We start from the raw sequence: 24,481 nt of genomic DNA on the forward strand, positions 1-24,481 counted from the left end.
CGTTACAGGGTGGCAGGGCTAAAGCTCAGTTAGCGGATGTGTTGCAGCAATTGCGCCATGATGGCTGCGGTGGCGCCCCAAATCAATTTGTTCTCAAAAGGCATAAAATGCAGTTGTCGAGCCTGCCCGCGCAAAGGCAGCCACAGTTCATGGCAGTTCCGTGGGTCAAGAAAAAAAGTCAGTGGCACTTCAAACACCGCGCTGACTTCAGCCGGATCGGCAATGATCGGGGTGCCGGCAGGCAATAAACCCACCCAGGGGCTAATTTGAAAACCGGTCAGCGTATGATGTGAGCCCAACTGCCCTAATAGCTGAATACGGTTGGCTGTAACGCCGATTTCTTCTTCGGTTTCACGTAGCGCAGCGGCCGCAGGCGTTTCAGCGTGTTCCAGTTTGCCGCCCGGAAAACTAATTTGTCCCGGGTGATGGGTTAAATGCCAGCAGCGCTGGGTAAATAACACACTGAGCCTGTCGCCATAATCAATAATGGGCACCAACACCGCACTTTGTCTAACGTGCGAGCCTTGCTCGATAGGCAGTAACTCGCTTTGCGGCGGCAAACCAGGCTGCAGCAAAAAGCGATTTTTAAACTGCGCGGCTAACATCATCGTCCTGCTCAGAGCGAGTAGCCGAGAGTACCGGTAAAATGCGGGCAACTTTATCTAAGGTTTCTTGATATTCGCTATCGGCATCAGAGTCTGCCACCAGACCGCCGCCGGCCCAGCAATGCAGTTGTCCTTGTTCGCAAACCAGGGTACGAATGGCAATATTAGTATCCATATTGCCGTTACTGCTGATATAGCCGATAGCACCACAATACACGTTACGCCGATGCGGTTCTAACTGCTCAATAATATGCATGGCACTGATTTTTGGTGCACCGGTGATCGAGCCTCCTGGAAAGGCGCCGCGTAATAAGTCACAAGCGCTGAACGGCGCTGCCAAGGTGCTGGTGATAGTGCTGACTAAGTGGTGTACCGCTGGGAAGCTTTCGATAGCAAACAATGCCGGTACTTTCACTGAGCCGGCTTCACTGACTTTACCCAGATCGTTACGCAGTAAATCGACAATCATCACGTTTTCAGCGCGATCTTTTTCAGATAGGGTCAGCGCATCGGCTTCAGCTTGATCGGTCTCAGGGCAAAGCCCACGCGGTCGAGTGCCTTTAATCGGTTTGGTTTCGATTTGTCGATCGGTAAGTTTAATAAAACGCTCAGGTGACATGCTGATCACCGCACCTTCAGGGATACGAATAAATGCTGAGAAAGGTGCGGCATTTTTCTCACGTAACAGTTTATAGGCTTGCCATTCATCCCCTTGATACTTTGCACTAAAGCGCTGCGCTAAGTTAATTTGATAGCAGTTGCCGCTAAGCAACTCTTGTTGCACTTGCGCAAACTTTTCTTGATATTGCTGTTGGCTCATATTGGCTTGCCAAGCTGAGGTTAACTGAAAGTGGCTTGACGTTTGAGGTGCCGCTTGTAAGCGTTGTTGTAACTTATACCAATTTTCTTCGGCATCGCCCGTGTAGTCGGTAAACCACAGTTGCTTGCTGTGCTGATCAAAGATCAGGGCCCAGCTGTATAGCCCAAGTGCCATATCCGGCAGGTGAATATCCGCGGCCGCCAGGCTGGGTTGTTTTTCCAGGTAACGGCCAAGATCATAAGCAAAATAGCCCAGTGCACCGCCATGAAAGGGTAATTCACTGCTGATGACCTTAGGAAAATACCGTTTTAGCGCACAGTCTAATACCTTAAACGGATCGGTTGTGTAATGATGGGCGCCGTGCTCATCTGTTAAGATGGTTTCGCCGTGCTGACTGGTCAGGGTGGCAATGGGCTCGGCAACCATAATCTGATAACGACTATTCGGATGGCTGGCATCTGCCGAGTCAAGAAGCATTGACCAAGGCTGCTCAGCAAATACCTCGAACAGGCTTAACAGAGAAAATATCGGGTCAGGAACCTTTTTCGCGTCGTAGATTAGATACTGCTGCATGATTGGGACTAGCCGCTGTTTTCGATGCACGCTATCATACCAGTACCTACATCAATAGTTAAATGTCTCGCCAAGTTTGGCGACTGAGGAAGGGCAAGCATGACGGTTATTCGCCAACAAGATTTTATTGATAGTATCGAAGATGCATTACAGTATATCTCTTACTATCACCCACTGGATTTTATCAAAGCGCTGGAAGTGGCTTACCATAAAGAGCAAAACCAAGCGGCTAAAGATGCCATCGCCCAAATTCTAATTAACTCGCGCATGTCGGCAGAAGGGCACCGGCCTATTTGCCAAGATACTGGCATCGTTACCTGTTTTGTGAAGATCGGTATGGATGTGAAGTGGGATAAAACCGACTTGACGGTACAGCAAATGGTTGATGAAGGCACCCGTCGTGCTTATCTTAACCCAGACAATCCGCTACGTGCCTCTATTGTTGCTGATCCTGCCGGTCTGCGCAAAAATACCAAAGATAATACCCCAGCCGTGGTGCACATTGATTTAGTACCAGGCCATCACGTTGAAGTGATGATTGCGGCCAAAGGCGGTGGCTCTGAAAATAAAACCAAGATGGCGATGTTAAATCCGTCAGATTCTATTGTGGATTGGGTACTGGAAACCCTGCCAAAAATGGGTGCTGGCTGGTGTCCTCCAGGCATGCTGGGCATTGGTATCGGTGGTACGGCTGAAAAAGCGGCGGTATTGGCCAAAGAATCATTAATGGACCCCGTGGATATTCAAGATTTACTGGATAAAGGCGCAGAGACCGCAGAAGAGAAACTGCGGGTTGAGCTGTACGAAAAAGTGAACAAATTAGGTATCGGTGCCCAAGGGTTAGGCGGTTTAACCACGGTTGTTGATATTAAGATCAAATCGGTACCGACCCACGCCGCATCTTTACCGGTAGTGATGATCCCGAACTGTGCGGCCACTCGGCATTTACATTTTCATTTAGATGGTAGCGGCCCGGCTGATATCAAGCCGCCTAAATTGGAAGACTGGCCACAAGTGACGTGGGAGCTAGGCGATAAAGTGCGTCGGGTAAACCTTGATACCGTGACACCCGAGGAAGTACAAAGCTGGCAAGCCGGTGAAACAGTATTACTAAGCGGTAAAATGCTTACGGGGCGTGATGCGGCGCACAAGCGTATTGCTGATATGCTGAATAAAGGCGAGGGCTTACCCGCTGGCGTTGATTTTAAAAACAAATTTATTTATTACGTCGGCCCAGTCGATGCAGTAGGTGATGAAGTAGTAGGGCCAGCCGGTCCAACTACCGCAACACGAATGGATAAATTTACCGATATGATGTTATCGCAAACCGGATTACTGGGCATGATTGGTAAATCTGAGCGCGGTGATAAAACCGTGGCCAGTATCAAGCAACACAAAGCAGCCTATTTAATGGCGGTAGGTGGCGCGGCATACTTAGTGTCAAAAGCGATTAAAAAAGCCCGCGTAGTGGCATTCGCAGACTTAGGTATGGAAGCGATTTACGAGTTTGATGTTGAAGATATGCCGGTGACGGTTGCCGTTGATAGCAACGGTAATAATGTGCACCAACAAGGGCCGGTGATTTGGAAAGCGAACATCGCTGAGTTAGATGCCAAGTTAAGCCAAGGCTCGAAATAATAATAACAGGCCGCAGCAACGACTGCGGCCTTTTGCTAACCGAGGGAACTGATGAAAAAACTGACGTTACTGGCTGCCTGTATTTTAAGCAGTACGGCCATGGCAAAGGGGCCGCTGACGGTCGAGCACCTAAACCAATTTAATAAAGTGGGTAATGTGGCGTTAGCGCCAGATGGTCAAGCGGTGGTTTACAGCCAGAGCAATGGCGGTTTTGCGCCCGCCGATACCAGCCATGATTTATATCTAATGACGCTAGGTGAAAATCGCAGTGTCAAACGCCTGACTACACACAGTAGCCGTGAAACTGCAGTGCAGTGGCATCCTAACGGCCAGAGTATTTTCTTTATTGCCAATCGTAGTGGCAGTAATCAAATTTGGCGGTTGTCGTTAGACGGTGGTGAAGCACAACAAGTCACCCAACTGCCAGTACCCGTAAATGCGTTTAAACTGGCGGCGGATGGCAAAACCCTGGCGTTAGCGTTGACCGTGAAACCGGGCTGCCAAACGTTGCAATGTACTTTGGACGCCCAAGCCAAAGACGCCGAGAAAAAAGACAGTGCCTTGGCTTATGACCAGCTAATGGTTCGGCATTGGGATCATTGGCGCGATCAATATCGTGAACATCTGCATATCGCCACCATCAGTGATAAAGTGCTGACCGATGCCAAAAATGTGATGGCAGATTGGAATACCGATATCGCTGGGATCAGCGAAGTGGCTTTTACGCCAGACAATCAGCAACTGGTGTTTAGTGCCAAGATCCCTGCCGTCGATCAAGCCTGGCATACCAATTATGATATTTTCCAGGTACCGATTAGCGGTGGCGAAAAAGTCAATTTAACCGCCAATAATCCCGCTTGGGATGCAAAACCGAAATTCTCCATCGATGGCCGTTTTATGGCTTATTTGGCCATGAAGAAACCCGGCGCTGAAGCCGATCGCTTTGGCTTAATGTTGTTGGATCTGGTGACCGGTGAGAAGAAAGAAGTGGCGCCAAACTGGGATCGCTCGATTTCTGATTATCAGTTTGGCTTAGATAATCGTACTATTTATGTGACTACCCAAGATGTGGGGCAATATAGCATTTATGCCATCAACACCAGCTTTGGTGATGTCGTCAAAGTGTATGGTGATGGCTATGCCGCTAACTTACAGGTTGCCAGCGATAAAATTGTGTTTACCAATCATCGCTTAAATATGCCAGCAGAAATTTTTCAAACCGGGCCCGATGGTTCGCAATTACAACAATTAACCGATGTGAACGCCCGCTGGCGCGAGCAGGTGCAGTTTGGTGATTACGAGCAGTTCAGCTTTAAGGGGGCAAATGATGCCACCGTATACGGCTATTTAGTGAAGCCGTGGAATTTTGAGCCAGGCAAAAAGTATCCGATGGCATTTTTGGTGCACGGTGGGCCACAAGGTAGCTTCGGTAATATGTTTAACGAGCGTTGGAATGCGCAAATGTATGCGGCTAAAGGCTATGCGGTGGTCATGGTCGATTTCCATGGCTCTACCGGTTATGGTCAAGCCTTTACTGATGCAATTAGCCGTGATTGGGGTGGTAAGCCCTTAATCGATCTGCAAAAAGGTTTTGAGTATATTGTGCAAGCTCAACCTTGGATTGATGGTGAGCGCGCTTGTGCGCTGGGTGCATCCTACGGTGGTTTCATGATGAATTGGATCGCCGGTAACTGGCCGGAGGGCTTTAAATGCTTAGTTAACCACGCCGGTTTATATGATATGCCAAGTTTTTATGGCAGCACAGAAGAGCTGTGGTTTCCTGAGTTTGATTTAGGGGGCCCAGCTTGGCAGGCTGAGTCAGATTATCAAAAGTTTAATCCGGCGGCGCATGCCGCAAAGTGGCAAACACCGATGTTGGTGATCCACGGCTTAAAAGATTTCCGTGTGCCTTATGCTCAGGGCTTAGGGGCTTTTACTAATTTACAACGAAAAGGCATTGATTCACGGTTGGTGATCTTTCCAGATGAAAACCATTGGATCTTAAACCCGGATAACCGCGTGCGTTGGTACAACGAAGTGTTTCAGTGGTTAGATAAATATACACGTTAAACATAAGCTCCGTTAAGCGTAATGCACGTAAGTTAAGCATGAGCTGTTTGCGCTAAATCAACCGTTGCAGGCCATGGATGGCCGCAAAGAATCCTCAGGGATGATTCATGGCGTGTTGACTGAGTAAACCGCATTTTGCTTAACACTAAACTGCTCGGTATGACCGATCAGCGGGGCTTTGTTATGCGGTCATGCCGCGGTTAATAGTAAGCAAAGGGTTGCTGCCCCGCTTGCAGTTGTCGTCTTGGGGCGGCAATGCCAAAATAGAGACGCAAATTTTCGGTGAAGCCTTCACGTTCTAATTCAAATAGCATATTCGCCAAGGGCTCTAATAAGGCACTGTGGTCGCGATGCAGTAGATGGTAATCGGGTAAGCTCAAAATAAATTGCTCGTTAATCGGGAAATGGCTTTGTGCATTTAGCTGATAAGCCGCAAAAATCACGGCATCGACTTTGCCGGTTAAGAATAAATTTTTGGTACTTTCGATACTGCCAGAGCTAATCACTTGGCGCGAAGGCGGCAGCTTTTTTAAGATTTCTTCCAGCACCAAAGAGCCTCGGACATAAGCCAAGCTTGGCACATCGTTTAGGCTGCATTTTGCACAGCGTTGCTGATTGATATACAAATAGACCTTGGTATCAAACAATACATAGGGTACTGCGACGAGGTTAGGGTAATGCTTAGTGACATCCAGCACCCGTGCCAGCTCGCCATCTAAGCTGCCTTTGTTCGACTCTAATAAACTTCGGCCAAACGGAATATCAATAAAGTGCGCATCAATATTTAAACGCCGATAGGCTTCCGACAACAAAGCTTGGCTATATTGTGCTGCGGGTGAGGTTAGCGCTTGGCGAAATTGCAGCTGCGACGGCAATGTTTCTACCGTTTCGGCGTACGATACACTCCAGATCATTATGCTAAAAAGTAGCAGCCATTTCATCAGATCAATCCGTTTAGTCTCAGCGTTAAAACATCTTGCGAGATGCTGTGCGGCTATTTATGAGTTAATAAAGCAACGTCAGGCGAATAGTGTTACCCGTTCAGCTAATAGGGCGCTAAAAATATCCCTCACGGGCAACGTGTTATCAGTTTACGGCTGCAGCTTTTGTTGCCATGCCGCTAACGCGAGCAGTTGTTGTTTAATATTTTCTTGGATTTTACTATCAATTAAATGTCCTTCGTTGTCAAAAGCGCCGCTAAACGCATTGGCAAAAACTTCGGGTTTATTTAACGGGTGTAAATCGAGATACACGCAGACTTGTCGTAAATGATATTGCGCGCGCGAGCTACCCATGCCCCCTGCCGCTCCCATAATAGCCACCGCCTTGCCACGTAATAGGTAATTATCAGGTTCACGCGAGGCCCAATCTAGCGCGTTTTTTAAGGCGGGGGCCAGTGAGTAATTGTATTCTGGGCAGCCCAGAATTAATGCATCTGCTTGGGCGAAATCGTTAAGTAACCGGCTGACAGCAGCGGGTTTTTCCGCTAAATCGGCGTTATAAAAGGGCACATCCAATAAGTCGGCCAGGTGAATTTTCATACCCTGAGGTGCGTGTGCTTGCGCCCATAGCAACATACCGCGATTAGTTGATTTAGCGCGTAAACTGCCGCCGATGGCCAAGACGTTGAGTGTTTTTGTCATAGTGATAGGATGCTCCATGTCAGGTGTTTAGCCTTGAGGCTTGCCGCGTTCAGGTTTGATAAATAGCTTAAGCCTAGCAGTTATCGTTAAAATTGCAGGATAAAAGTTAACCAAATGCGTAAACAATTTCACCGGTAAACCGCAAAAAAGCAAAGCAGTAATCCGATATCTGCTTTGACCTTTTACTGTTACAATACTCAGCGTTGCTCTCTGATAACAAGCAACGCTTAAACGCTAAGGTGAGCTTAAAGCTTAACATAGGGAATCAGGTGCGAACCCTGAACTGTACCCGCAACTGTAAACTACGCTGTGTTTCAAGGCCACTTAACGGGAAGGCGAAACATGGGTTATCGTAGTCAGTCAGGATACCTGCCTTGGTGTAAAAATGCCCCCGTGCGGGAAAACACGGTAGCGGCCTGCCACCTGTGTCAAACGGGCTGTAGGATGCTGCCTGCGAGCAACTACAGGATATTGTTTTGACAGCCGCCATTTATACTCTAGACCAGCTTTGTTTAGCGTATCCCAATTCGCGTAGCACAGGCTCTGTGCTGGCGCTCGACCAGATTACGTTGACTATTTCCCCTAATGAAGTCGTTGGTATTATCGGCCCAAATGGCGCGGGTAAAAGTAGTTTATTACAACTACTAAATGGCCGTTTTGCGCCGAATAGTGGCCGAATTTTACTTTCTGGCCAGCCGTTGCAGCAGCAGAGTGCACAAGCTTTAGCGCGGCAAGTTGCCACCGTGGCACAAATCAGCAGTGCACCGCAGGGGTTGTTTTGTGAGCAAGTTGCGGCGATGGGCTTGTTACCACATAAGCGCTGGTATGAGGGCACCAGTGCCCAAGACAAGCAGCAGGTAAGGTTAGCATTGCAGCAAGTGGGTTTAGCTGATAAAGCGCAGCTGCGCGCCGATACTTTATCGGGGGGCGAATTACAGCGGCTTTATATAGCACGCGCTTTGGTGCAGCAAGCGACTATTTTATTATTGGATGAGCCGACCAATCATTTGGATGTGAAATACCAACATCAGGTATTGCAACTGCTACAGGGGCTGAATAAAACCATTATTTGTTGTTTGCACGATCTGAATTTAGCCGCACGTTATTGCCACAAGCTATTGTTATTGGAAAACGGTAGGGTGCGCGCCTATGGTACGCCACACGACGTTTTGCGCCCTGCATTATTACAGCAGGTTTTTGGTTTGCCTTGCGTGGTGTCATCGCAAGCCGATTATGGCTGGCTGCAAGTGACCTTTATACCTGAGCTCGCGCACGCGAAAGTCGGAGTGCCAAGCCCATGCTAAAACAGTTAAAACCCCGTCAGCAAGCCTGGCTATGGCTGTTAAGCGGTTTATTGGTGCTGAGTTTACTATTCAGTTTGCAGATTGGCAGTGTCGCGATCAGTTGGCGTGAGTTGCTGCTCGCCTTAACTGGCCAAGCAGTGAGCGAGCCTCTGACCCAGACGATTATCTGGCAAATTCGTTTACCTCGTTTACTGGTCGCCATGTTAGTGGGGGCAGGCTTGGCTGTGGCCGGTGCCGTTTTACAAAACGTCAGTCGTAATCCACTGGCTGATCCTTATTTATTTGGTTTAATGGCTGGTGCTGGGTTAGGGGCGACCATTGTCAGTATTGTGCTACCCGATCAACTGATCAGCATGGCGTTGGCGGCCTTTTTAGGGGCACTGCTTGCGGTGCTGTTGGTGTTTATTGCCTGTATGGGTAATCGGCTACAAAAAATGGAAGTGACCTTACTCGCTGGGGTGGCGGTGTCATTTATGCTCAGCGCGATAAGCAGCTTTATTCTGTATTTTGCTGAGCCTTTTGCGGCTAATCGGGTTATTTTTTGGATGATGGGAAGCTTAAGTCGAACCGATTGGCACAGTGTGGCATTAATTGCGCCCGCCGTGTTGGTATTGCTGGTGGTGGCATTGGCGGTCAGGCGGCAATTGGATGCCTTGTTATTATCAGACGACAGTGCCCGCAGCTTGGGCGTGAATACACAGCGTCTGCGGCTGGTGTTATTACTGCTTACCGCGTTAGTCACTGCCTGTATTGTGGCGCAGTGTGGTGGTATCGCCTTTGTGGGCTTAATGGTGCCGCATATGGTGCGTTATTTTATGGGGGTAACGGCAGTGCCATTATTACTGGGCTCGGCGCTATTTGGGGCCATTTTTATGATGTGGGTGGATAATGCCGCGCGTAGCCTGTTAGCGATGCAAGAAATTCCACTAGGGGTGATCACCTCGGTGCTTGGCAGTGTATTCTTTCTGATTATTTTACGGCGACAGTTACAACAAGGTGGATAGCATGAGTGCAGATGAATTAAAACAACAACGCCATCAGGCACGGCAACAACGCTTAAAAGAGTATGTTGATGCCGCCGTAACACGAGCCAATATTGAAAAAGGCTTGTTGTTAGTGATAACCGGCAACGGCAAAGGTAAATCAACTGCCGGTTTTGGCACCGTGGCACGCGCGGTCGGGCATGGCCTGAATGCGGCAGTGGTGCAATTTATTAAAGGCAGTTGGGCTTGTGGTGAACGTAATTTACTGCAACAACATGGCGTTGAGTTCTCGGTGATGGCAACGGGCTTTACCTGGGATACGCAAGACAAAGCGGCAGATATCGAAGCGGCCGAGCGAGTGTGGCAAGATGCCGAGCGCTTTTTAGCCGACGATACGCTCGATTTGGTGTTACTAGACGAGCTTACCTACATGCTCAGTTATCATTATTTACCACTAGAACGCATTGAAAAAGCGCTGATGCAGCGCCCAGCTAAACAACATGTGGTGATAACCGGTCGCGCTTGTCATCGACGTATCTTGGAATTAGCCGATACCGTTAGCGAAATTCAAGCAGTAAAACATGCGTTTGACGCTGGTGTGAAAGCACAACAAGGTTTGGATTGGTAAATGCGATTATTACACCGAGTGTCGCGACTTTGGTTTAGTGGCGTTATTTTAGCACTAGTCGCTTTGCCGCTCGCTGCCGCGCCGCAGCGAGTGATCAGTCTGGCGCCACACATTACGGAATTAGTGTATGCGGTGGGGGCGGGCGAGCAATTAATTGCCGTGAGTGATTACAGTGATTATCCTGAAGCCGCCTTAGCATTACCGCGGGTGAACAGTTTTGCGGCCTTAAATATTGAGGCCATTTTAGCCTTAAAACCGGATCTGGTGCTTGCCTGGCGCAGCGGCAATCCGGCGCAGGATCTTGAACGCTTGCAGCAATTTGGTATTCAGGTGGCTTATTCTGATCCGGTCACGCTTGATGATATTGCACTGGAGTTAAAGCAGCTCGGTGCCTTACTCGGGCATGCACAGTTAGGTCAGCAACAAGCGGCAGCGTTTCAGCACCGCTTAACCTCGTTGCGTAAAGCCTATGCGCATAAACCGCGGCCAAGGGTGTTTTATGCCATGGGGGTGGCCCCGTTAACGACGGTCGCCAATTCGGCATGGCCTGCGCAACTATTACGTGAGTGTGCCAGTGATAACATTTTCGCTGATGCTAAAGGCGATTATCCGCAGCCATTGTTAGAGCAATTATTAGTACGCCAACCCACGGTGATTATTCAACCACAGCAGGCGGCAACAGCAGCGTTTTGGCAGCGCTATCCCAACCTGCCCGCGGTAAAAAATCAGGCTTTTGTTAGTTTAAATGCGGATTGGGTGTATCGAGCAGGCCCACGTATGCTCGATGCCATGCAGGCCTTGTGCGAAGGGCTAGAACCTTATCGTGGCTCAGTCGATAATATCTGAGCGTTGCTTGCCTAGCGGTCGGCATTCGTTGAAGTGACCGTTGTGCTTGCAAATTTCTTTGGGCTGCTCGTCTTTGCCGAGCTTTTTCACGCCTTCAATCACCGCGCTATCTACCGCAAGGCCCAGTTCAGTTAACAGTGAAGGGGGTTCGACGGTTTTGCTTTGCCCGGTTTGTTGATCTTGCACCACGCGCCTGTTGTCGCTTTGAAGCTGGCTATCACCGAGCATCCCTAAAGCGGTACAACCCGATAACAGGTTACCAAGCAGCAAGCTGCCGCCTAAAACTATCCATTTAGTTGATAACATTGTGCCGCTCCATTTGCAAAACATCCTTTTTGTTGCTGATAAGGTGACAAAAATACAACCTCGGCTAACAAATAGCCAGTTAAAAATAACGTTACAGCCGCTCTAGCTGATATTGGCCACTGGCAAAGGCGTCGGCGAGTTCATGTGAACGACTTAGCACCGTTTGCCAGGCTTGGATGCGCTGTGGCTCGTTGAGTTTAAAGTCTTTACGATCGGGAATTTTACCGTGAGGTAAGCTGCTGATCCAAGCTGGGCTAGGGCAGAGAATCACCACATTATCAAGATAAGCACGATTGGCTCTGCGCCATTTTAAACCTTTATCAAACCAGCCTGGCGTTAAGTCGGGGTAGAAATGCGGATAGAGCACCAAGCCTTCGCTGCTAAATTGCTGATTAAAATGATAATCGGTGATACCACCATCAAAGTAGTGTCCTTGGCCTGCACCTTGAATATCCAAAACGGGCTCTAGCACCATCGGAATGGCGCCACTGGCAATCACCGCGGCGGATAAATTGTGTTCATTTAGTAACACGTGTTCGGTTGGGAGATCCGCACTGTGGAAAAAAGGCGCCGCTTCACCGGCGACATGAAAATGGATACGCTGAAAAAAATGCCGTAACAATCGTCGATTTAATAAATTCGCCCCAGCAGCGAGCATCAACCCCGTGCCTTGCAGCCAAGGGCGGTTGCTGCGGTTTAAGCCTTTAGCGCGGTCAACTATTAAATTTAACTTCATAACCGGGTGCTGCAATACCTGTTGAATACTGTCTTTATCCGGCAGGATCTGCTTAATAATATTTTGTGAGATCTGCGTGATCAGTTTGATGTCGGCCTGCGGCGGAAAGCGAATTTCAGAGTAGGCTTGAGCAAAGCGGCTTGATGCAGCTGCACCATCTTGCTGGGCGTAACAAGCAAAGCGCCAAGCACCGGCAGAACTGCCCAGCAGGTGCAATGGCTTGCTGCGGTTTTTAAAAAATTGTGTAAGCAGATACTGATCAAGCCCATACAGGCAAAACCATTTAGGGCCACCGCTGGCGCCAATCATTACGCTGATATCATCAGCGTGTAAGCCCTGTTGTTGGATCTGTGTAAAGGCGCGTTGGCCTGCGAGAACCCGAAGTGGTCTTTGCACTCTTACGCCCTCAGTTTAACTACCAAATAAGCTGCTATACATCCGCTCGGCATAATCATCGGTCATGCCTGAAATATAATCGCAAATGACCCGCTGCTTGGCAGTTTTGTCCGAGGCATCTAACCAACGTTGCTGCGTGTTAAGCGGCAATAAACGTTGGGGATCAGAGGCAAAAGCATCGAATAATTTCAATAACATATTTTGACTACGAAAGCGTGATTGTTGAATGGTCGGTTGTTGGATCACACAACGATAGACCAGTTGTTTCAGCGTTTGTAAGATATGTTGCTCGGCTTCAGCTAGGCAGGCATTAAAACGAATTAACGGCTCTTCGCAGCGGGGTAGGCTTTCATATAAAGATACCGACGTAATTAACTGATTTACCAAGGAGCCAATTGCATCTTTGCGCAAGTGATGCGCCTTAGCAAACAACTTAACGCCAACGGCCTGCAGTGCTTGTTGTTGCTCGTGGTGCAGTGCAGCAAAGGGCTCAGCGGTAAACTGTTGCCATTGGCTAAAGCTGATATTACCTAGCACGATAGCATCTTCAAGATCATGTACACCGTAAGCGATGTCATCGGCCAGCTCCATAATCGACGCATCTAAGGATTTATAGCGCGATTTTTGCCACGGTGAGTCATCCAGTACTTGGGTTTGTTGAAACGCTTGGCGATCGGTTGCGCTTAGTGGCGCTAAGATCCAATCTAAAATAGCACTGTCAGCCGCAAAAATCGCCTTTGCGGGTTTCCACGGCGCTAAACTTAATGGGTTATCGAGCTGGGTTGGTGCTGTCAGCATCGGTTGTAGCACCGGATATTTTAATAATCCCAGTAAGGTGCGGCGTGTTAAATCCATACCGTGATGTTCAGTATAAGGTTCTAATTTACTGACAATACGTAAGGTTTGGCCGTTGCCTTCAAAGCCACCGTAGGCCAGCATTTTGTAATTAAGTGCTGTTTCGCCACCATGCCCAAAAGGAGGGTGACCTAAGTCATGCGCTAAACACAGCGCTTCCATTAGGTTGTCTTCGGGTAAAAAGGCGCGTACGGTATCATCCGCGTTTAGGCGTAATTGATTGAGTAAACCGGTGCCAATTTGCGCGGTTTCTAAAGAATGGGTTAACCGCGTGCGGTAAAAGTCATTTTGACCAATACCAAGAATTTGCGTTTTAGACTGCAAACGACGAAAGGCAGCTGAATGTAACACACGAGCCCGATCTCGTTGCCATGGCGTACGATGATCTAACGGGCGACTACCGGGTGCCGCCGACCGCCGTTCTGACCAAACTGAACCCATAAATCCTCCGCTGAAATCGCTATAGTTCGATTAGGCCTTGTTATAGTGATGATAGTAATGCAATTACAGCTCAGATGCGAGCGCTGGACAGGGTCTTATTTATACTGTATAAATAAACAGTTTTCTAGCAGAGGGTAAAACGATGGCGGTAATCACCAAATATGTTGTAGAGCGAAATGGAGTAGAAAAAATGACGTTTACCTCAAAAGCTGAGGCGGATGCCTATGACAAAATGCTCGATACGGCAGATGCTTTGCAACTATTACTTCAAGACAGCGCTTTAATCGCTGACGAACAACAAACTGAAACCTTGGCGTTATATTTAGCGCAGCAAAAAGACGCGGTATTAATTGCCTTAGGTGCCAAAAAAGCGCCAGCAAAAACGGCAGCGAAAGAGCCTAAAGTCAGCGAGAAGTCGCAGCAAAGCGCAGCAGAGTTAACGGCCGTAAAGAAAAGCAGTAAAACCGAGCAAGCGGCTTAACCCTTAGCTCAGCCTTCCTAGCCAATACGACTAAGGCAACACCTTGTCTGCGCGCGTGAAGCGCCAAAGGCAAGGTGTTGCTCTTATTGGCAGCACAAGCCTCAGTTGCGCAACCAGGCTTAGCCTACCTCAACACGATCTAGTGTTTATCGCGGTTTTGCCAATAACGATTTAAATCGGCTTTTACCTCTGGCAGCAGTAAATACAGGGCCAGAATATTCGGGATCGCCATTAAGAAAATCATTGAATCGATAAAATCAAACACTGCCATAATGCTGGGTATTGCGCCCATCGATACCATGCCACAGAATAAAATCTTATACAGCGTGGTCATTTTTGGGCCGGTACCCATAATGTAACGCCAGCCGGTTAAGCCATAATAAGACCAGCTAAGCACGGTTGAGAAACCAAACAGCAACAACGCCACCATCAAGACTATCGGAAACCAATCAAATACCGTAGCAAAGGCACCCGAGGTAATTTGTACGCCATCCAGCCCTTGTAATTGATAAGCCCCAGTTAAAATAATCACCAAAGCGGTAATGGTACAAATTAGTACCGTATCAATAAAGGGTTCGAGCAAGCCGACAAAGCCTTGCGAGATAGGATCTTTGGTTCGGGCTGCCGCATGCGCGATAGGTGACGAGCCAATGCCTGCTTCATTCGAGTAAGCGGCGCGCCGAAAACCTTGGATCAACACGCCAATAAAACCACCATAGGCCGCATCGGGCGCAAAGGCACTATGTACGATTAACAGCAAGGCGCTGGGCACGGCAGGTAAATGCTGTGCAATCACCACCAAGGCAGCCAGCAAGTAAATGGCACACATAAAAGGCACCAGTTTACTGGTGACATTGGCAATACTTTTGATACCGCCAATAATCACTGCGCCAATTAGCGCCGCGTAAATCACCCCAAACAGCCAGGGCTGATCAAAGCCCGTTACACTTTCTACTTGCACAAAGCCTTGGTTTACATGCACAAAGCCGGCCGAGCCAAAGATAACAGCAATAGAAAAGAAGATGGCCAAAGCGGAGCCCAAGCGCGGTAAGTGGTATTTATCCAGCGCCGCCTTAATGTAGAACATCGGGCCACCCGAGATACTGCCGTCGGCGTTTTGCTGACGATACTTCACAGCCAAGGTACATTCGACAAACTTGGTCGACATACCCAATAAACCGGCCATGATCATCCAAAACGTCGCGCCAGGGCCGCCAAGGCTGATAGCAATCGCCACACCTGCAATATTACCTGTACCCACCGTACCAGAGAGGGCGGTGGTTAGGGCTTTATAAGGGGAGATTTCACCGGCGCTATCGCGTTCTGGTTTGGCGAATAAGCGGCCAATCGCATAGCGAAAGCCACGAATATTAATAAACCCGAGGTACAGAGTAAAAATGATGGCACCGCTGATCAGCCAAATCATGACCAAGGGAATATCCACGCCATTAAAGGAAAAGGCGTAAAATACGACTGCGGCAAGTTGCGTCGTAAAAGCTTCAAACAGAGATTGAAAAGAGTATTCAGCAGACATTTTGCTATCCAGATGGCTACAACCTGGCCGAGCATACCTGCTTGACGCCGTGCTGACAACAGTGATGTGTCAAACACGGCATTTTTACCGATGAAGCTGTTAAAGCGTCATGTTTTATTCTTGACTATAGCTGGGTAAAAATTGTGCAAGCTTACTAATTGCCTGTCGTAATTGATCTTTATGCGGCAGTGTAACAATCCTAAAGTGATCCGGCTCTGGCCAGTTAAAGGCGCGACCATGCACTAACAGCACTTTGTGTTGCCGTAAAAAATCTAACACAAACAGTTCGTCATCTTTAATCTGATATTTCTTTAAATCAATTTTGGGGAAGAGATACATGGCGCCTTTTGGGCGCATGCAGCTTACGCCATCAATCTCATTGACCAACTTGTGCGCCAAATCCATTTGATCGTATAAACGGCCACCAGGAACGGTAAGTTCATTAATGCTTTGATAGCCGCCCAGTGCCGTTTGCACGGCGTGCTGACAGGGCACATTGGCACATAAGCGCATCGAGGCCAGGATATTTAAACCCTCGATATAGTTTTTGGCGAGCTTTTTCGCACCAGAGATAAACAACCAACCGATGCGAAAACCGGCTATGCGGTAATTTTTAGATAAGCCACCAAAGGTCAGCATTACTAAATCATCTGCTAATGCTGCCGTGCTGACATGCTCGGTACCGTCGTATAAGACTTTGTCGTAGATCTCATCACTCATCACCACCAGCTTATGTTGCCGGGCGATTTCAAGCAGTTCACGTAAGAATTCTGGGCTGTACACCGCACCGGTTGGGTTATTCGGGTTGATTAACACGATAGCACGGGTTTTTTTGCTGATCTTCGCTTTAATATCCTCAAGTGAAGGATACCAGTCTTGTTGTTCATCACATAAATAATGTACCGCTTTGCCCCCCGCTAAATTAACCGCGGCAGTCCACAGCGGATAATCGGGCATCGGCACTAACACTTCATCGGCGGTATTCAATAAACCTTGTAAGGCCATCAAAATCAGTTCAGAGACGCCATTACCGATATAAACATCATCGGCATCGGCACCACGAATACCCCGTTGTTGATAATATTGCGCGACAGCCACTCGCGCCGGATAGATACCTTGTGAATCAGAATAGCCCTGTGCCGTTGGCAAATTATGAATAACGTGCTTGAGAATTTCATCGGGTGCTTCAAAACCAAAAGGGGCAGGGTTACCAATATTGAGTTTTAGGATCCGATGACCTTCTTCTTCCATGCGCTTGGCTTCTCGAGCAACGGGCCCACGGATGTCATAACATACCCCATCTAACTTAGTTGAACGTTCAATTGGTTTCATATCTTCGCCATTTACCCCGTTATATCCATCCAGACAGCTAAATCTTATTAAGCCAGTTTTTATCAGACAGACTAAATTTGCAATGATTTCAGCATAAAATGCGTAAAAAAACCCAGCGTAGCAACTTTTGGTCGAATCTAGCAGACTAAGGCGGTAGAATGGCAGGTTAAATTATAATAATACGTTCTAATAGTGTTGAATTGTTGTTTCATGACAAAGGTGGTTAATGCTGTTTTTCCGAAAATTATTGCTGGTGTTGTTTTGGTTAGGGGTGCTGATTGCCACGTTAAGCCCTTTTAGCCAACTCGAACCACTAAAAGAAAGCGATTCGCTCGAGTCTTTCGAGCAATGGCAGATCCCAACTCGGCTGTCTGCATTATCGCAGGCTGATCAGAAAAAACTGCTACAGCGGTTGGCTTATCCTCGCTCTGAAATCCCCGCTCGGCCGTTACCGGACTTTAATGCCATTACAGATGTCCGTAAAAAGAAAAAAGCTTTTTTTGATTATTTGCGCCCTCATGTGCGTCGCGAGAATCAACGCTTGCTGTTATTGCGCGAGCAATTATTAGAAATTGAAGATAAAAAGCGTAAGAATATGCGCTTACATATCGACGAATATGCCTTTCTTTATAGTTTGTATGATGAGTTCCGCTTAGATATTACCGAAACGGATATGGCATCGCTGCAAGAATTACTGCTGCGCGTGGATATTATTCCGGAGAGTTTAGTCTTAATGCAGGCAGCCAATGAGTCGGCTTGGGGTACCAGTCGTTTTGCCGTGGAAGGCTATAACTTTTTTGGGCAATGGTGCTTTCGGGAGGGCTGTGGCCTGGTGCCATTAAATCGTGCTGAAGATCAGTTTCACGAAGTGGCCCGATTTGAAGATGCCTCCGCAGCGATTAGCAGTTATTTTTATAATCTGAATACTTTTCATACCTATGAGTCGTTACGCCAAATCCGCTGGAAGTTGCGTGAGCAGGATCGCCCCTTACGTGGTGAAGCATTAGCGCATGGGCTGCATGCTTATTCTGAGCGCGGTGAAGAGTACATCGAAGAGATAACCGCCATGATCCGTTACAATCGACGTTTTTTAGAGGATTAAGCTGCTCGCTATTGCCAGCGCTGCGATATGCTGTTGGGTATCGTTTAGCTGGACATCACAGCTAAGCAGCCAAATGCGCATAAGCCAAGGTGCAGCATGGTTATCAAAAGCAGACAGGCATAGCGCGCCGCTATGCCAAAGCGAAAGGCTGCGCTCCAACAGCATGATGCCAAGTTAAAGCGCAGCGATAATCAGGGGTTAGTTTAACTCGACCGCTTGTAGCAGCGGCTGCTCATCATCACTATCTATTTCTAAGCCAACCGGAATGCTGGGGATAGTCGCTTTATCAAATGCTAAATCACCCTCAGTCACTAAAGCGTCGCCCTTCGTCAGCCCTGCGAAATTAAACAGCGATTTATCTGCTAAATGTGATGGCACGATGTTTTGCATGGCTTGAAACATGGTTTCTATGCGCCCTGGAAAGCGTTTATCCCAATCTTGCAGCATCTCTTTGACCACTTGGCGCTGCAGGCCGTCTTGTGAGCCACAAAGGTTACAAGGGATGATCGGAAACTCACGCGCGACAGCGTATTTTTCAATGTCTTTTTCTTTGCAATAAGCCAAAGGCCGGATCACGATATGCTCACCGTTGTCACTGACCAGTTTAGGCGGCATCGACTTCATCTTGCCACCATAAAACATGTTTAAAAACAGGGTTTCAAGCATATCGTCACGATGATGGCCTAACGCAATTTTAGTGGCGCCCAGCTCTTTTGCGGTGCGATATAAAATGCCCCGGCGCAAACGTGAACACAGCGAACAGGTGGTTTTACCCTCTGGAATTTTATCTTTGACTATCGAGTAGGTATCTTCAGTAACAATCAGATATTCAATACCCAGCTGGTTTAAATACTGAGGTAATACCTCAGCAGGGAAGCCAGGTTGTTTTTGATCGAGGTTAACGGCAATAAGGCTAAAGTTTACCGGCGCGGATTGCTGTAAATTCATCAGGATATCGAGCATGGTGTAAGAGTCTTTGCCGCCAGAAAGGCAGACCATGATCTTATCACCTTCTTCAATCATGCCGAAATCAGCAATGGCTTGACCCACGCCCCGGCGCAATCTTTTATGTAATTTGTTCAGATTGTATTGAGCTTTTGCTTGTGCTGCGTGCGACATCAGTAACTACCCGCCAGAAAAAAGGCGCTCATTATACCCAACCTCGCGCCTTTACCAAAGTCTGATAGTTAGCTTTTTTCAAGCGGACAAATAAAGTCAGCGGGTTTCATGGCTAACACATCGCAATCTAGGCGGTCGATGACATGTTCAGCGGTATTACCAATGATCGCCGCAGATAAGCCCGTACGCCCAATAGTGCCGATAATAAGCATTTCGGCATCCAGCTTTTTGGCCAGTTTCGGGATCACGTCTTCTGGCATACCCTCTAATACATGACATTGATCTTTGCTGATTTGATGTTTGTCGGCCAGACTTAATATCGCTTCTTTGTGATGGCGGCGTAAGGTGTCATTGTATTCTTGTGGATTAAACTCGGGGATCTCAATCGCGATATTCACCGGGGTGCCAGGATAGGCATTGACTAAATGCACCTTAGCATCGAGTAATTGCGACATTTGTTGTGCTTTGTGGATCACCCGTTGATTTAATGACAGGTGATGCTCTTGCTCACTACCGGCATTAACGGCAGCAATGATATTGCCTTTAGCAGGCCAAGCATGATCTTTAACTAACAATACTGGGCAAGGACATTTACGCAAAATATGCCAATCGGTCGGCGTAAAAATCATCGATTTTAAAACATCATGATCATGCGTCCCCTTGATCACGAGATCATAATCATTATCTAAAACGGTTTTCACCACGGCTTCAAAGGGGCGATTGTGCCAAACCACGTGCATTTTGATGTCTAAACCCAAGGCGCTGGGTTGTTCTAATAAGGTTTTGACCCAAAGCTCGCGATCTTTAATCACCGACTGTTTCATCGATTCGCGCTCGTCACCCGATAACATGGTGGTCATCTCGTAAGAGAATTCATAAACACTAAGAAAAGCGGTCAGTTGACAGCCTTGCTTGCGGGCAAGTTCGATGGCCCTATCGAGCGCTTTTTGCTCATCAGCGATCGGATCTAAAACCACTAACACATTATTGTAAATAGACATTAAAGCTTCCCTCTTAAGTCAATAAGCTTATCTAAGTGTAGACCAAGATAAGCGATTAAGTGGGATTTATGTTTGTGCTATATCAAGTTAAGGGGCGTTAACACTGGCCTGAAAGCGCGGTTAAGCTAGGGGCATCCAAAATAGTGATGAGCTTGCCATCAACTTGAATAATTTCATCTTTGTGCATTTTACTGAGCAAGCGGCTGATGGTTTCTACGGTCAAGCCCAAATAATTACCAATGTCGCTGCGGGTCATACTAAGCCGGAAGGCTTTTTCAGAAAAACCACGATTGCCATAACGCGAAGCCAAATGATTTAAAAATGTTGCCAATTTTTGCTCTGCAGTTTTACGATTTAACAGCAACATCATTTGTTGATCAGATTGAATATCTTGGCTCATTAAGCGCATCATTTGCTGGCGCAGTTTAGGTAATTGACCTAACAGACTTTCAAGGTTTTGATAGGGGATTTCACAAATCATACCGGTTTCTAGGGCTTCAGCATAGCTGGCATGTTTTTCAGTATTGATGGCGTCAAAACCAATGACATCGCCAGGTAAATGAAAGCCGGTGATTTGCTGTTCACCTTGTGAGGTGAGCGTAAAGGTTTTAAAAGATCCCGTGCGGATGGCATACAACGATTTAAGCTCGTTACCGCTTTCAAACAACATGTCACCTTTGTGCAAAGGGCGCTTACGCTGAATGATATCATCAAGTTTGCTCATTTCTTGCTCACTGAGCGAAAACGGTAAACACAGCTGACTAAAACCGCAATCCTGACAATTTATAGCTGAACGTTGCATCACACACACCCTTTTACCCTTAATAGGGTAACAGCTTAAAAAACTAGTCTATGCAAAGCAAGCCATATTGTATAAATACCATAAACCGCTAACAATAATGCCGCGCTGTAACGAAACCATAATTGGTTTTTTAGTTTGACTAAGCTATTAGCCGCGGAGCCAAATACCAGTAACGCCGGTAAGGTGCCGACACCAAAAAGTAACATGATCAGTGCACCGCTACTGGCACTGCCGCTGGCTAAACTCCAACTAAGGGTCGAATAAACCAAGCCACAAGGCAAAAAGCCCCATAACATGCCATAGCTTAGGGCTTTACCACTGCTATCAAGCGGTAATAAGCGTTTGGTATAAGGTTGGATGAAACGCCATAAACCTTGCCCTGCGCGCTCTAAGCGGGTTAAACCAAACCAAAGCCTAGCAATATACAGCGCCATCGCCAGTAATAATAAGCCGGCCAATAAACGCAACCCAATAAAAGTGGCCCCGGTTATGCCCATGGCGGTCGCACCAAAATAACCGACCAAGCCACCAAAGCAGGCATAGGTAATCAAGCGGCCAAGGCTTAACAACACTTGTAAGCGAAACTTTTGCCAAGCACTTTGGGATGGCATGGCAAATTGCAAGGCGGCAACAATACCACCGCACATGACTAAACAATGGCTGCTGCCTAAAAAACCAATCAGCAGCGCCGCGACATAATCAATGTTCATCAGGCTTGTTCGGTGGTGTCGCTTTGGGCTTATCTTCGTCGAACAAGATACTTAAGCCTTCTTTTTCTAAATCTTCAAATTGCTTTGAGCGCACCGCCCAAAAGAAAATACCAATGCCAATAGCCACAAACAGGATGGCAATCGGGATCAGTACATAGATAATGCTCATTTTTTCAGTAACCTCAATGAATTGGATACCACTAACAGCGAGCTAAACGACATGCCAATCACGGCAATGTAAGGGGAAACAAAACCCGCAACGGCTAGAGGGATAATAACCAGATTGTAGCCCACTGACCAGCCAAGGTTCTGTTTGATCACTCGGGCGGTTTGTTTGCCACCTTGAAGGAGGTTTTGTAATAAGCGTAAATCGGCTTTTAAAAATACGACGTCAGCTTGGTTTTTCGATAAATCGGTGCCAGATTGCACCGCAACCGAAATATGCGCAGCGTTAAAGCTCGGGCTATCGTTAATACCGTCACCGAGCATCAGTACTTTGGCACCTGCAGCGATTAATTGTTGGATCTCGGTGACTTTATCTTCAGGGCTGCAACCTTTGTGCATAAAGTCGAGTTTTAACGCTGCGGTTAATTGTTCTGCTTGTACCGAGTGATCACCGGTTAACATCCCCAGTTTATAGCCTTGCTGCTGCAGTTGCTGAATTAACGCCGTCGCTTCTTCGCGTAATTTATCGACGAGTTGCAACTTGGCTTGCAGTTGGTTATCGAGAGTAAAATACACCTGCCATTCTGGCTCTGCCGGTACGCCACAAAATTGTGCGCTGCCTACTTTGAGTTGCTGGCCTTGCCAACGAGCACGAATACCGGCGCCAATGGCTACCTGTACGTCGTTTAATGTTAGGGGCTGCGTTAAATACGGCGCAAAGGCCCGGGCAATCGGATGCTCAGAATATTGTTCTAAATTGGCCACTAAGTTTAGTAAATCGGTTTCAGCGAGGGCAGGGTTGACCCTGTGCACCTGTTGTAAGCTAAATTTACCTTCAGTTAAGGTGCCGGTTTTATCTACCACGATATGGCTAATGTTGGGTAAAACCTCTAGCACTTGGGCATTTTTAATCAGCACGCCTTGTCGATTTAATCTGGCCAAGGCACAGGTTATCGCCGTGGGGGTCGCTAAGCTAAGGGCGCAAGGGCAGGTGGCGACTAACACCGATAGGGTGACCCAAAATGCGCGGCTGGGATCCCACAAGAAATACCAAAGTAAGAAAGTGAGCAGGGCGATCACCAACAAACGCTCAACAAAATACTTGGCTAATTGGTCGGTTTTTTCAACTAGTTTCGGTTTTTGGCTCAGCGTCAGTTGTTGTAATTGAATGATTTGACCTAAGCGCGAATGGGCTAATACTCGGCTTACTTGCACCTGTAATAAACCATCATGATTAACACTACCGGCCAATACTGTATCGCCAATTGTTTTACTGATCGCGCGATATTCACCGGTTAACATCGACTCATCAACTGAGCTTTGCCCGTCTTTTACTATGCCATCGGCGGGCAGGGTTTCACCGGCTTTAACTAAGATGATATCGCCCGTTTGTAAGCGCCGAGCCGATGTGGGCTGTGGCCCTTGCTCGGTGTAAAGGGTGGCCGTAACCGGCATAATTTTTAATAAATTACTGGTCGCTTCGCGGGCTTGCGCACGCGCGCGGAATTCAAAGAATTTGCCTAATTGCAGCAAGAAGGTAAACATACAAACGGATTCAAAATACACTTCGCCGGTTTGCATCGCGGTGGCATACGCAGACGCAAAAAAAGTGTAATACAAGGCCAGCGTAACCGGCACGTCCATATTCATTTGTCGTGCTTTAATACTGCGCCAAGCACTGACTACAAAAGGTTTAGCGGCATACAGCACCACAGGGATCGTTAAAAGCAAACTGATCCAGCGCAGATAGCCTTCATGGGCTGTTTCAATGCCAGTGTATTCGCCAAAATACAGCGCAAAAGCCAGCATCATCACTTGCATGGTTAAAATGCCGGATACCGCCAGCCGCTTTAGATAACGGTTAAGCTCGAGTTTGAATTTGTGCTCTTCTTGATCGGCCACAAAGGGGCTGGCTTGATAACCAATCTCGTTGATACGTTGTAAAATAGCGCTTAGCGACAGCTGCTTACTATCAAACCGCAGCAATGCTCGCTGGGTTGAGGCGTTAATGCTCACACTGTGGAGCTGAGGCAGTTTGCGAAGTTGTTTTTCGATTAGCCAAGCACAAGCTGCACAGCTCATACCACTGATGGACAATTCAATATCGGTTAGCTCATCATGCTGCTGACTGATATCGGCTAAGACCGCCTCGTTATCAAATTGGCTTAATTCGGCGCTGAGATCCAAAGGTAGGGCATCGATCTTACTGGCTGCAGCCGTTCGAAAACGATAATAATCGGCAAGACCATTATTAAAGATAGTATCAGCAACGGCTTGGCAGCCAGCACAGCAAAAATAATGTTGTTGCCCGTCAACGTTTAAAGTAAAACGTTCGCCGGTGTGAACCGTTTCATGGCAATGAAAACACCTAACTGCTGCCACAGCCGTTAT

General features: G+C 47.6%; 23 protein-coding genes and 1 riboswitch. Of the genes, 8 read left to right on the forward strand and 15 right to left on the reverse strand.

Annotated features, from left to right (window positions below; genetic code table 11):
* Window positions 1-29: 29 nt before the first annotated feature.
* The gene (locus LMJ53_RS09380; protein WP_229585820.1) at window positions 30-608 is read right to left on the reverse strand and encodes a CoA pyrophosphatase; all 579 of its coding nucleotides are present in this window, start codon (window positions 606-608) and stop codon (window positions 30-32) included.
* Window positions 586-1,998: an aminodeoxychorismate synthase component I gene (pabB, locus tag LMJ53_RS09385; RefSeq protein ID WP_229585821.1), complete on the reverse strand. Its 1,413-nt coding sequence runs from the start codon at window positions 1,996-1,998 to the stop codon at window positions 586-588. The genes LMJ53_RS09380 and pabB overlap by 23 nt, the downstream gene beginning before the upstream one ends.
* A 99-nt stretch (window positions 1,999-2,097) precedes the next feature.
* Between pabB and LMJ53_RS09390 the strand changes: the two genes are divergently transcribed.
* Window positions 2,098-3,636, forward strand: coding sequence for a fumarate hydratase (locus tag LMJ53_RS09390; protein ID WP_229585822.1), 1,539 nt, complete (start codon window positions 2,098-2,100; stop codon window positions 3,634-3,636).
* Window positions 3,637-3,687: 51 nt separating this feature from the next.
* Window positions 3,688-5,706 carry an alpha/beta hydrolase family protein gene (locus tag LMJ53_RS09395; protein ID WP_229585823.1) on the forward strand — a complete coding sequence of 673 codons (2,019 nt, stop codon included), beginning with the start codon at window positions 3,688-3,690 and terminating at the stop codon, window positions 5,704-5,706.
* 200 nt (window positions 5,707-5,906) lie between these two features.
* On the opposite strand, the gene LMJ53_RS09400 is transcribed toward LMJ53_RS09395, so the two are convergent.
* Both LMJ53_RS09400 and LMJ53_RS09405 read right to left on the reverse strand, forming a co-directional pair.
* Window positions 5,907-6,647 (reverse strand): hypothetical protein, encoded by a 741-nt coding sequence (locus tag LMJ53_RS09400; protein WP_229585824.1) that lies wholly within the window; start codon window positions 6,645-6,647, stop codon window positions 5,907-5,909.
* Between the two features lie 150 nt (window positions 6,648-6,797).
* On the reverse strand, window positions 6,798-7,349 hold the full coding sequence (locus LMJ53_RS09405; protein ID WP_229585825.1) for an NADPH-dependent FMN reductase: 552 nt from the start codon (window positions 7,347-7,349) through the stop codon (window positions 6,798-6,800).
* A 220-nt stretch (window positions 7,350-7,569) separates the two neighbouring features.
* A riboswitch (cobalamin riboswitch) is annotated at window positions 7,570-7,741 on the forward strand.
* 84 nt (window positions 7,742-7,825) lie between these two features.
* Between LMJ53_RS09405 and LMJ53_RS09410 the strand changes: the two genes are divergently transcribed.
* The 4 genes from LMJ53_RS09410 to LMJ53_RS09425 are packed head-to-tail and all read left to right on the forward strand — an operon-like array spanning window position 7,826 to window position 11,110.
* Entirely contained in the window at window positions 7,826-8,653 is an 828-nt protein-coding gene (locus LMJ53_RS09410) for an ABC transporter ATP-binding protein (protein ID WP_229585826.1), read from the forward strand.
* Window positions 8,647-9,657, forward strand: coding sequence for a FecCD family ABC transporter permease (locus LMJ53_RS09415; protein ID WP_229585827.1), 1,011 nt, complete (start codon window positions 8,647-8,649; stop codon window positions 9,655-9,657). Before LMJ53_RS09410 ends, LMJ53_RS09415 begins: the two co-directional genes overlap by 7 nt.
* 1 nt (window position 9,658) lies before the next feature.
* Window positions 9,659-10,264 carry a cob(I)yrinic acid a,c-diamide adenosyltransferase gene (gene cobO, locus LMJ53_RS09420; protein ID WP_226750961.1) on the forward strand — a complete coding sequence of 202 codons (606 nt, stop codon included), beginning with the start codon at window positions 9,659-9,661 and terminating at the stop codon, window positions 10,262-10,264.
* The gene (locus LMJ53_RS09425; RefSeq protein ID WP_229585828.1) at window positions 10,265-11,110 is read left to right on the forward strand and encodes a cobalamin-binding protein; all 846 of its coding nucleotides are present in this window, start codon (window positions 10,265-10,267) and stop codon (window positions 11,108-11,110) included.
* On the opposite strand, the gene LMJ53_RS09430 is transcribed toward LMJ53_RS09425, so the two are convergent.
* From LMJ53_RS09430 to LMJ53_RS09440, 3 genes are all read right to left on the reverse strand, one after another.
* Window positions 11,093-11,416, reverse strand: coding sequence for a hypothetical protein (locus LMJ53_RS09430; RefSeq protein ID WP_229585829.1), 324 nt, complete (start codon window positions 11,414-11,416; stop codon window positions 11,093-11,095). The genes LMJ53_RS09425 and LMJ53_RS09430 overlap by 18 nt on opposite strands.
* Before the next feature lie 91 nt (window positions 11,417-11,507).
* Complete coding sequence (locus LMJ53_RS09435) at window positions 11,508-12,548, reverse strand: patatin-like phospholipase family protein (protein ID WP_229585830.1); 1,041 nt, start codon at window positions 12,546-12,548, stop codon at window positions 11,508-11,510.
* A gap of 15 nt (window positions 12,549-12,563) precedes the next feature.
* Entirely contained in the window at window positions 12,564-13,844 is a 1,281-nt protein-coding gene (locus LMJ53_RS09440; protein WP_229585831.1) for an anti-phage deoxyguanosine triphosphatase, read from the reverse strand.
* Between the two features lie 190 nt (window positions 13,845-14,034).
* Between LMJ53_RS09440 and LMJ53_RS09445 the strand changes: the two genes are divergently transcribed.
* Window positions 14,035-14,325 carry a YebG family protein gene (locus LMJ53_RS09445; protein WP_420778855.1) on the forward strand — a complete coding sequence of 97 codons (291 nt, stop codon included), beginning with the start codon at window positions 14,035-14,037 and terminating at the stop codon, window positions 14,323-14,325.
* A gap of 139 nt (window positions 14,326-14,464) precedes the next feature.
* On the opposite strand, the gene LMJ53_RS09450 is transcribed toward LMJ53_RS09445, so the two are convergent.
* Window positions 14,465-15,859 (reverse strand): alanine/glycine:cation symporter family protein, encoded by a 1,395-nt coding sequence (locus LMJ53_RS09450; protein ID WP_229585833.1) that lies wholly within the window; start codon window positions 15,857-15,859, stop codon window positions 14,465-14,467.
* A 114-nt stretch (window positions 15,860-15,973) separates the two neighbouring features.
* A complete protein-coding gene (locus tag LMJ53_RS09455; protein WP_229585834.1) occupies window positions 15,974-17,191 on the reverse strand; it encodes a pyridoxal phosphate-dependent aminotransferase in 1,218 nt (405 codons plus the stop codon).
* 226 nt (window positions 17,192-17,417) lie between these two features.
* Between LMJ53_RS09455 and LMJ53_RS09460 the strand changes: the two genes are divergently transcribed.
* Window positions 17,418-18,293, forward strand: coding sequence for a glucosaminidase domain-containing protein (locus tag LMJ53_RS09460; protein WP_229585835.1), 876 nt, complete (start codon window positions 17,418-17,420; stop codon window positions 18,291-18,293).
* Between the two features lie 198 nt (window positions 18,294-18,491).
* Here the strand turns inward: LMJ53_RS09460 and ttcA are convergent, their stop codons facing one another.
* From ttcA to LMJ53_RS09490, 6 genes are all read right to left on the reverse strand, one after another.
* A complete protein-coding gene (gene ttcA / locus LMJ53_RS09465) occupies window positions 18,492-19,412 on the reverse strand; it encodes a tRNA 2-thiocytidine(32) synthetase TtcA (protein WP_229585836.1) in 921 nt (306 codons plus the stop codon).
* A gap of 68 nt (window positions 19,413-19,480) precedes the next feature.
* On the reverse strand, window positions 19,481-20,413 hold the full coding sequence (uspE, locus tag LMJ53_RS09470; RefSeq protein WP_229585837.1) for a universal stress protein UspE: 933 nt from the start codon (window positions 20,411-20,413) through the stop codon (window positions 19,481-19,483).
* 97 nt (window positions 20,414-20,510) lie between these two features.
* Window positions 20,511-21,215, reverse strand: coding sequence for a fumarate/nitrate reduction transcriptional regulator Fnr (gene fnr / locus LMJ53_RS09475; protein ID WP_229585838.1), 705 nt, complete (start codon window positions 21,213-21,215; stop codon window positions 20,511-20,513).
* A gap of 35 nt (window positions 21,216-21,250) precedes the next feature.
* The gene (locus LMJ53_RS09480) at window positions 21,251-21,925 is read right to left on the reverse strand and encodes a sulfite exporter TauE/SafE family protein (RefSeq protein WP_229585839.1); all 675 of its coding nucleotides are present in this window, start codon (window positions 21,923-21,925) and stop codon (window positions 21,251-21,253) included.
* Window positions 21,915-22,094, reverse strand: a complete 180-nt coding sequence (ccoS, locus tag LMJ53_RS09485; protein ID WP_226750974.1) for a cbb3-type cytochrome oxidase assembly protein CcoS — start codon at window positions 22,092-22,094, stop codon at window positions 21,915-21,917. The genes LMJ53_RS09480 and ccoS overlap by 11 nt, the downstream gene beginning before the upstream one ends.
* Window positions 22,091-24,472, reverse strand: a complete 2,382-nt coding sequence (locus tag LMJ53_RS09490; protein ID WP_229585840.1) for a heavy metal translocating P-type ATPase — start codon at window positions 24,470-24,472, stop codon at window positions 22,091-22,093. The genes ccoS and LMJ53_RS09490 overlap by 4 nt, the downstream gene beginning before the upstream one ends.
* Window positions 24,473-24,481: the final 9 nt, after the last annotated feature.

It is taken from the genome of Rheinheimera sp. UJ51 (genome assembly GCF_020819615.1).
Classification (GTDB): Bacteria; Pseudomonadota; Gammaproteobacteria; order Enterobacterales; family Alteromonadaceae; genus Alishewanella; species Alishewanella maricola.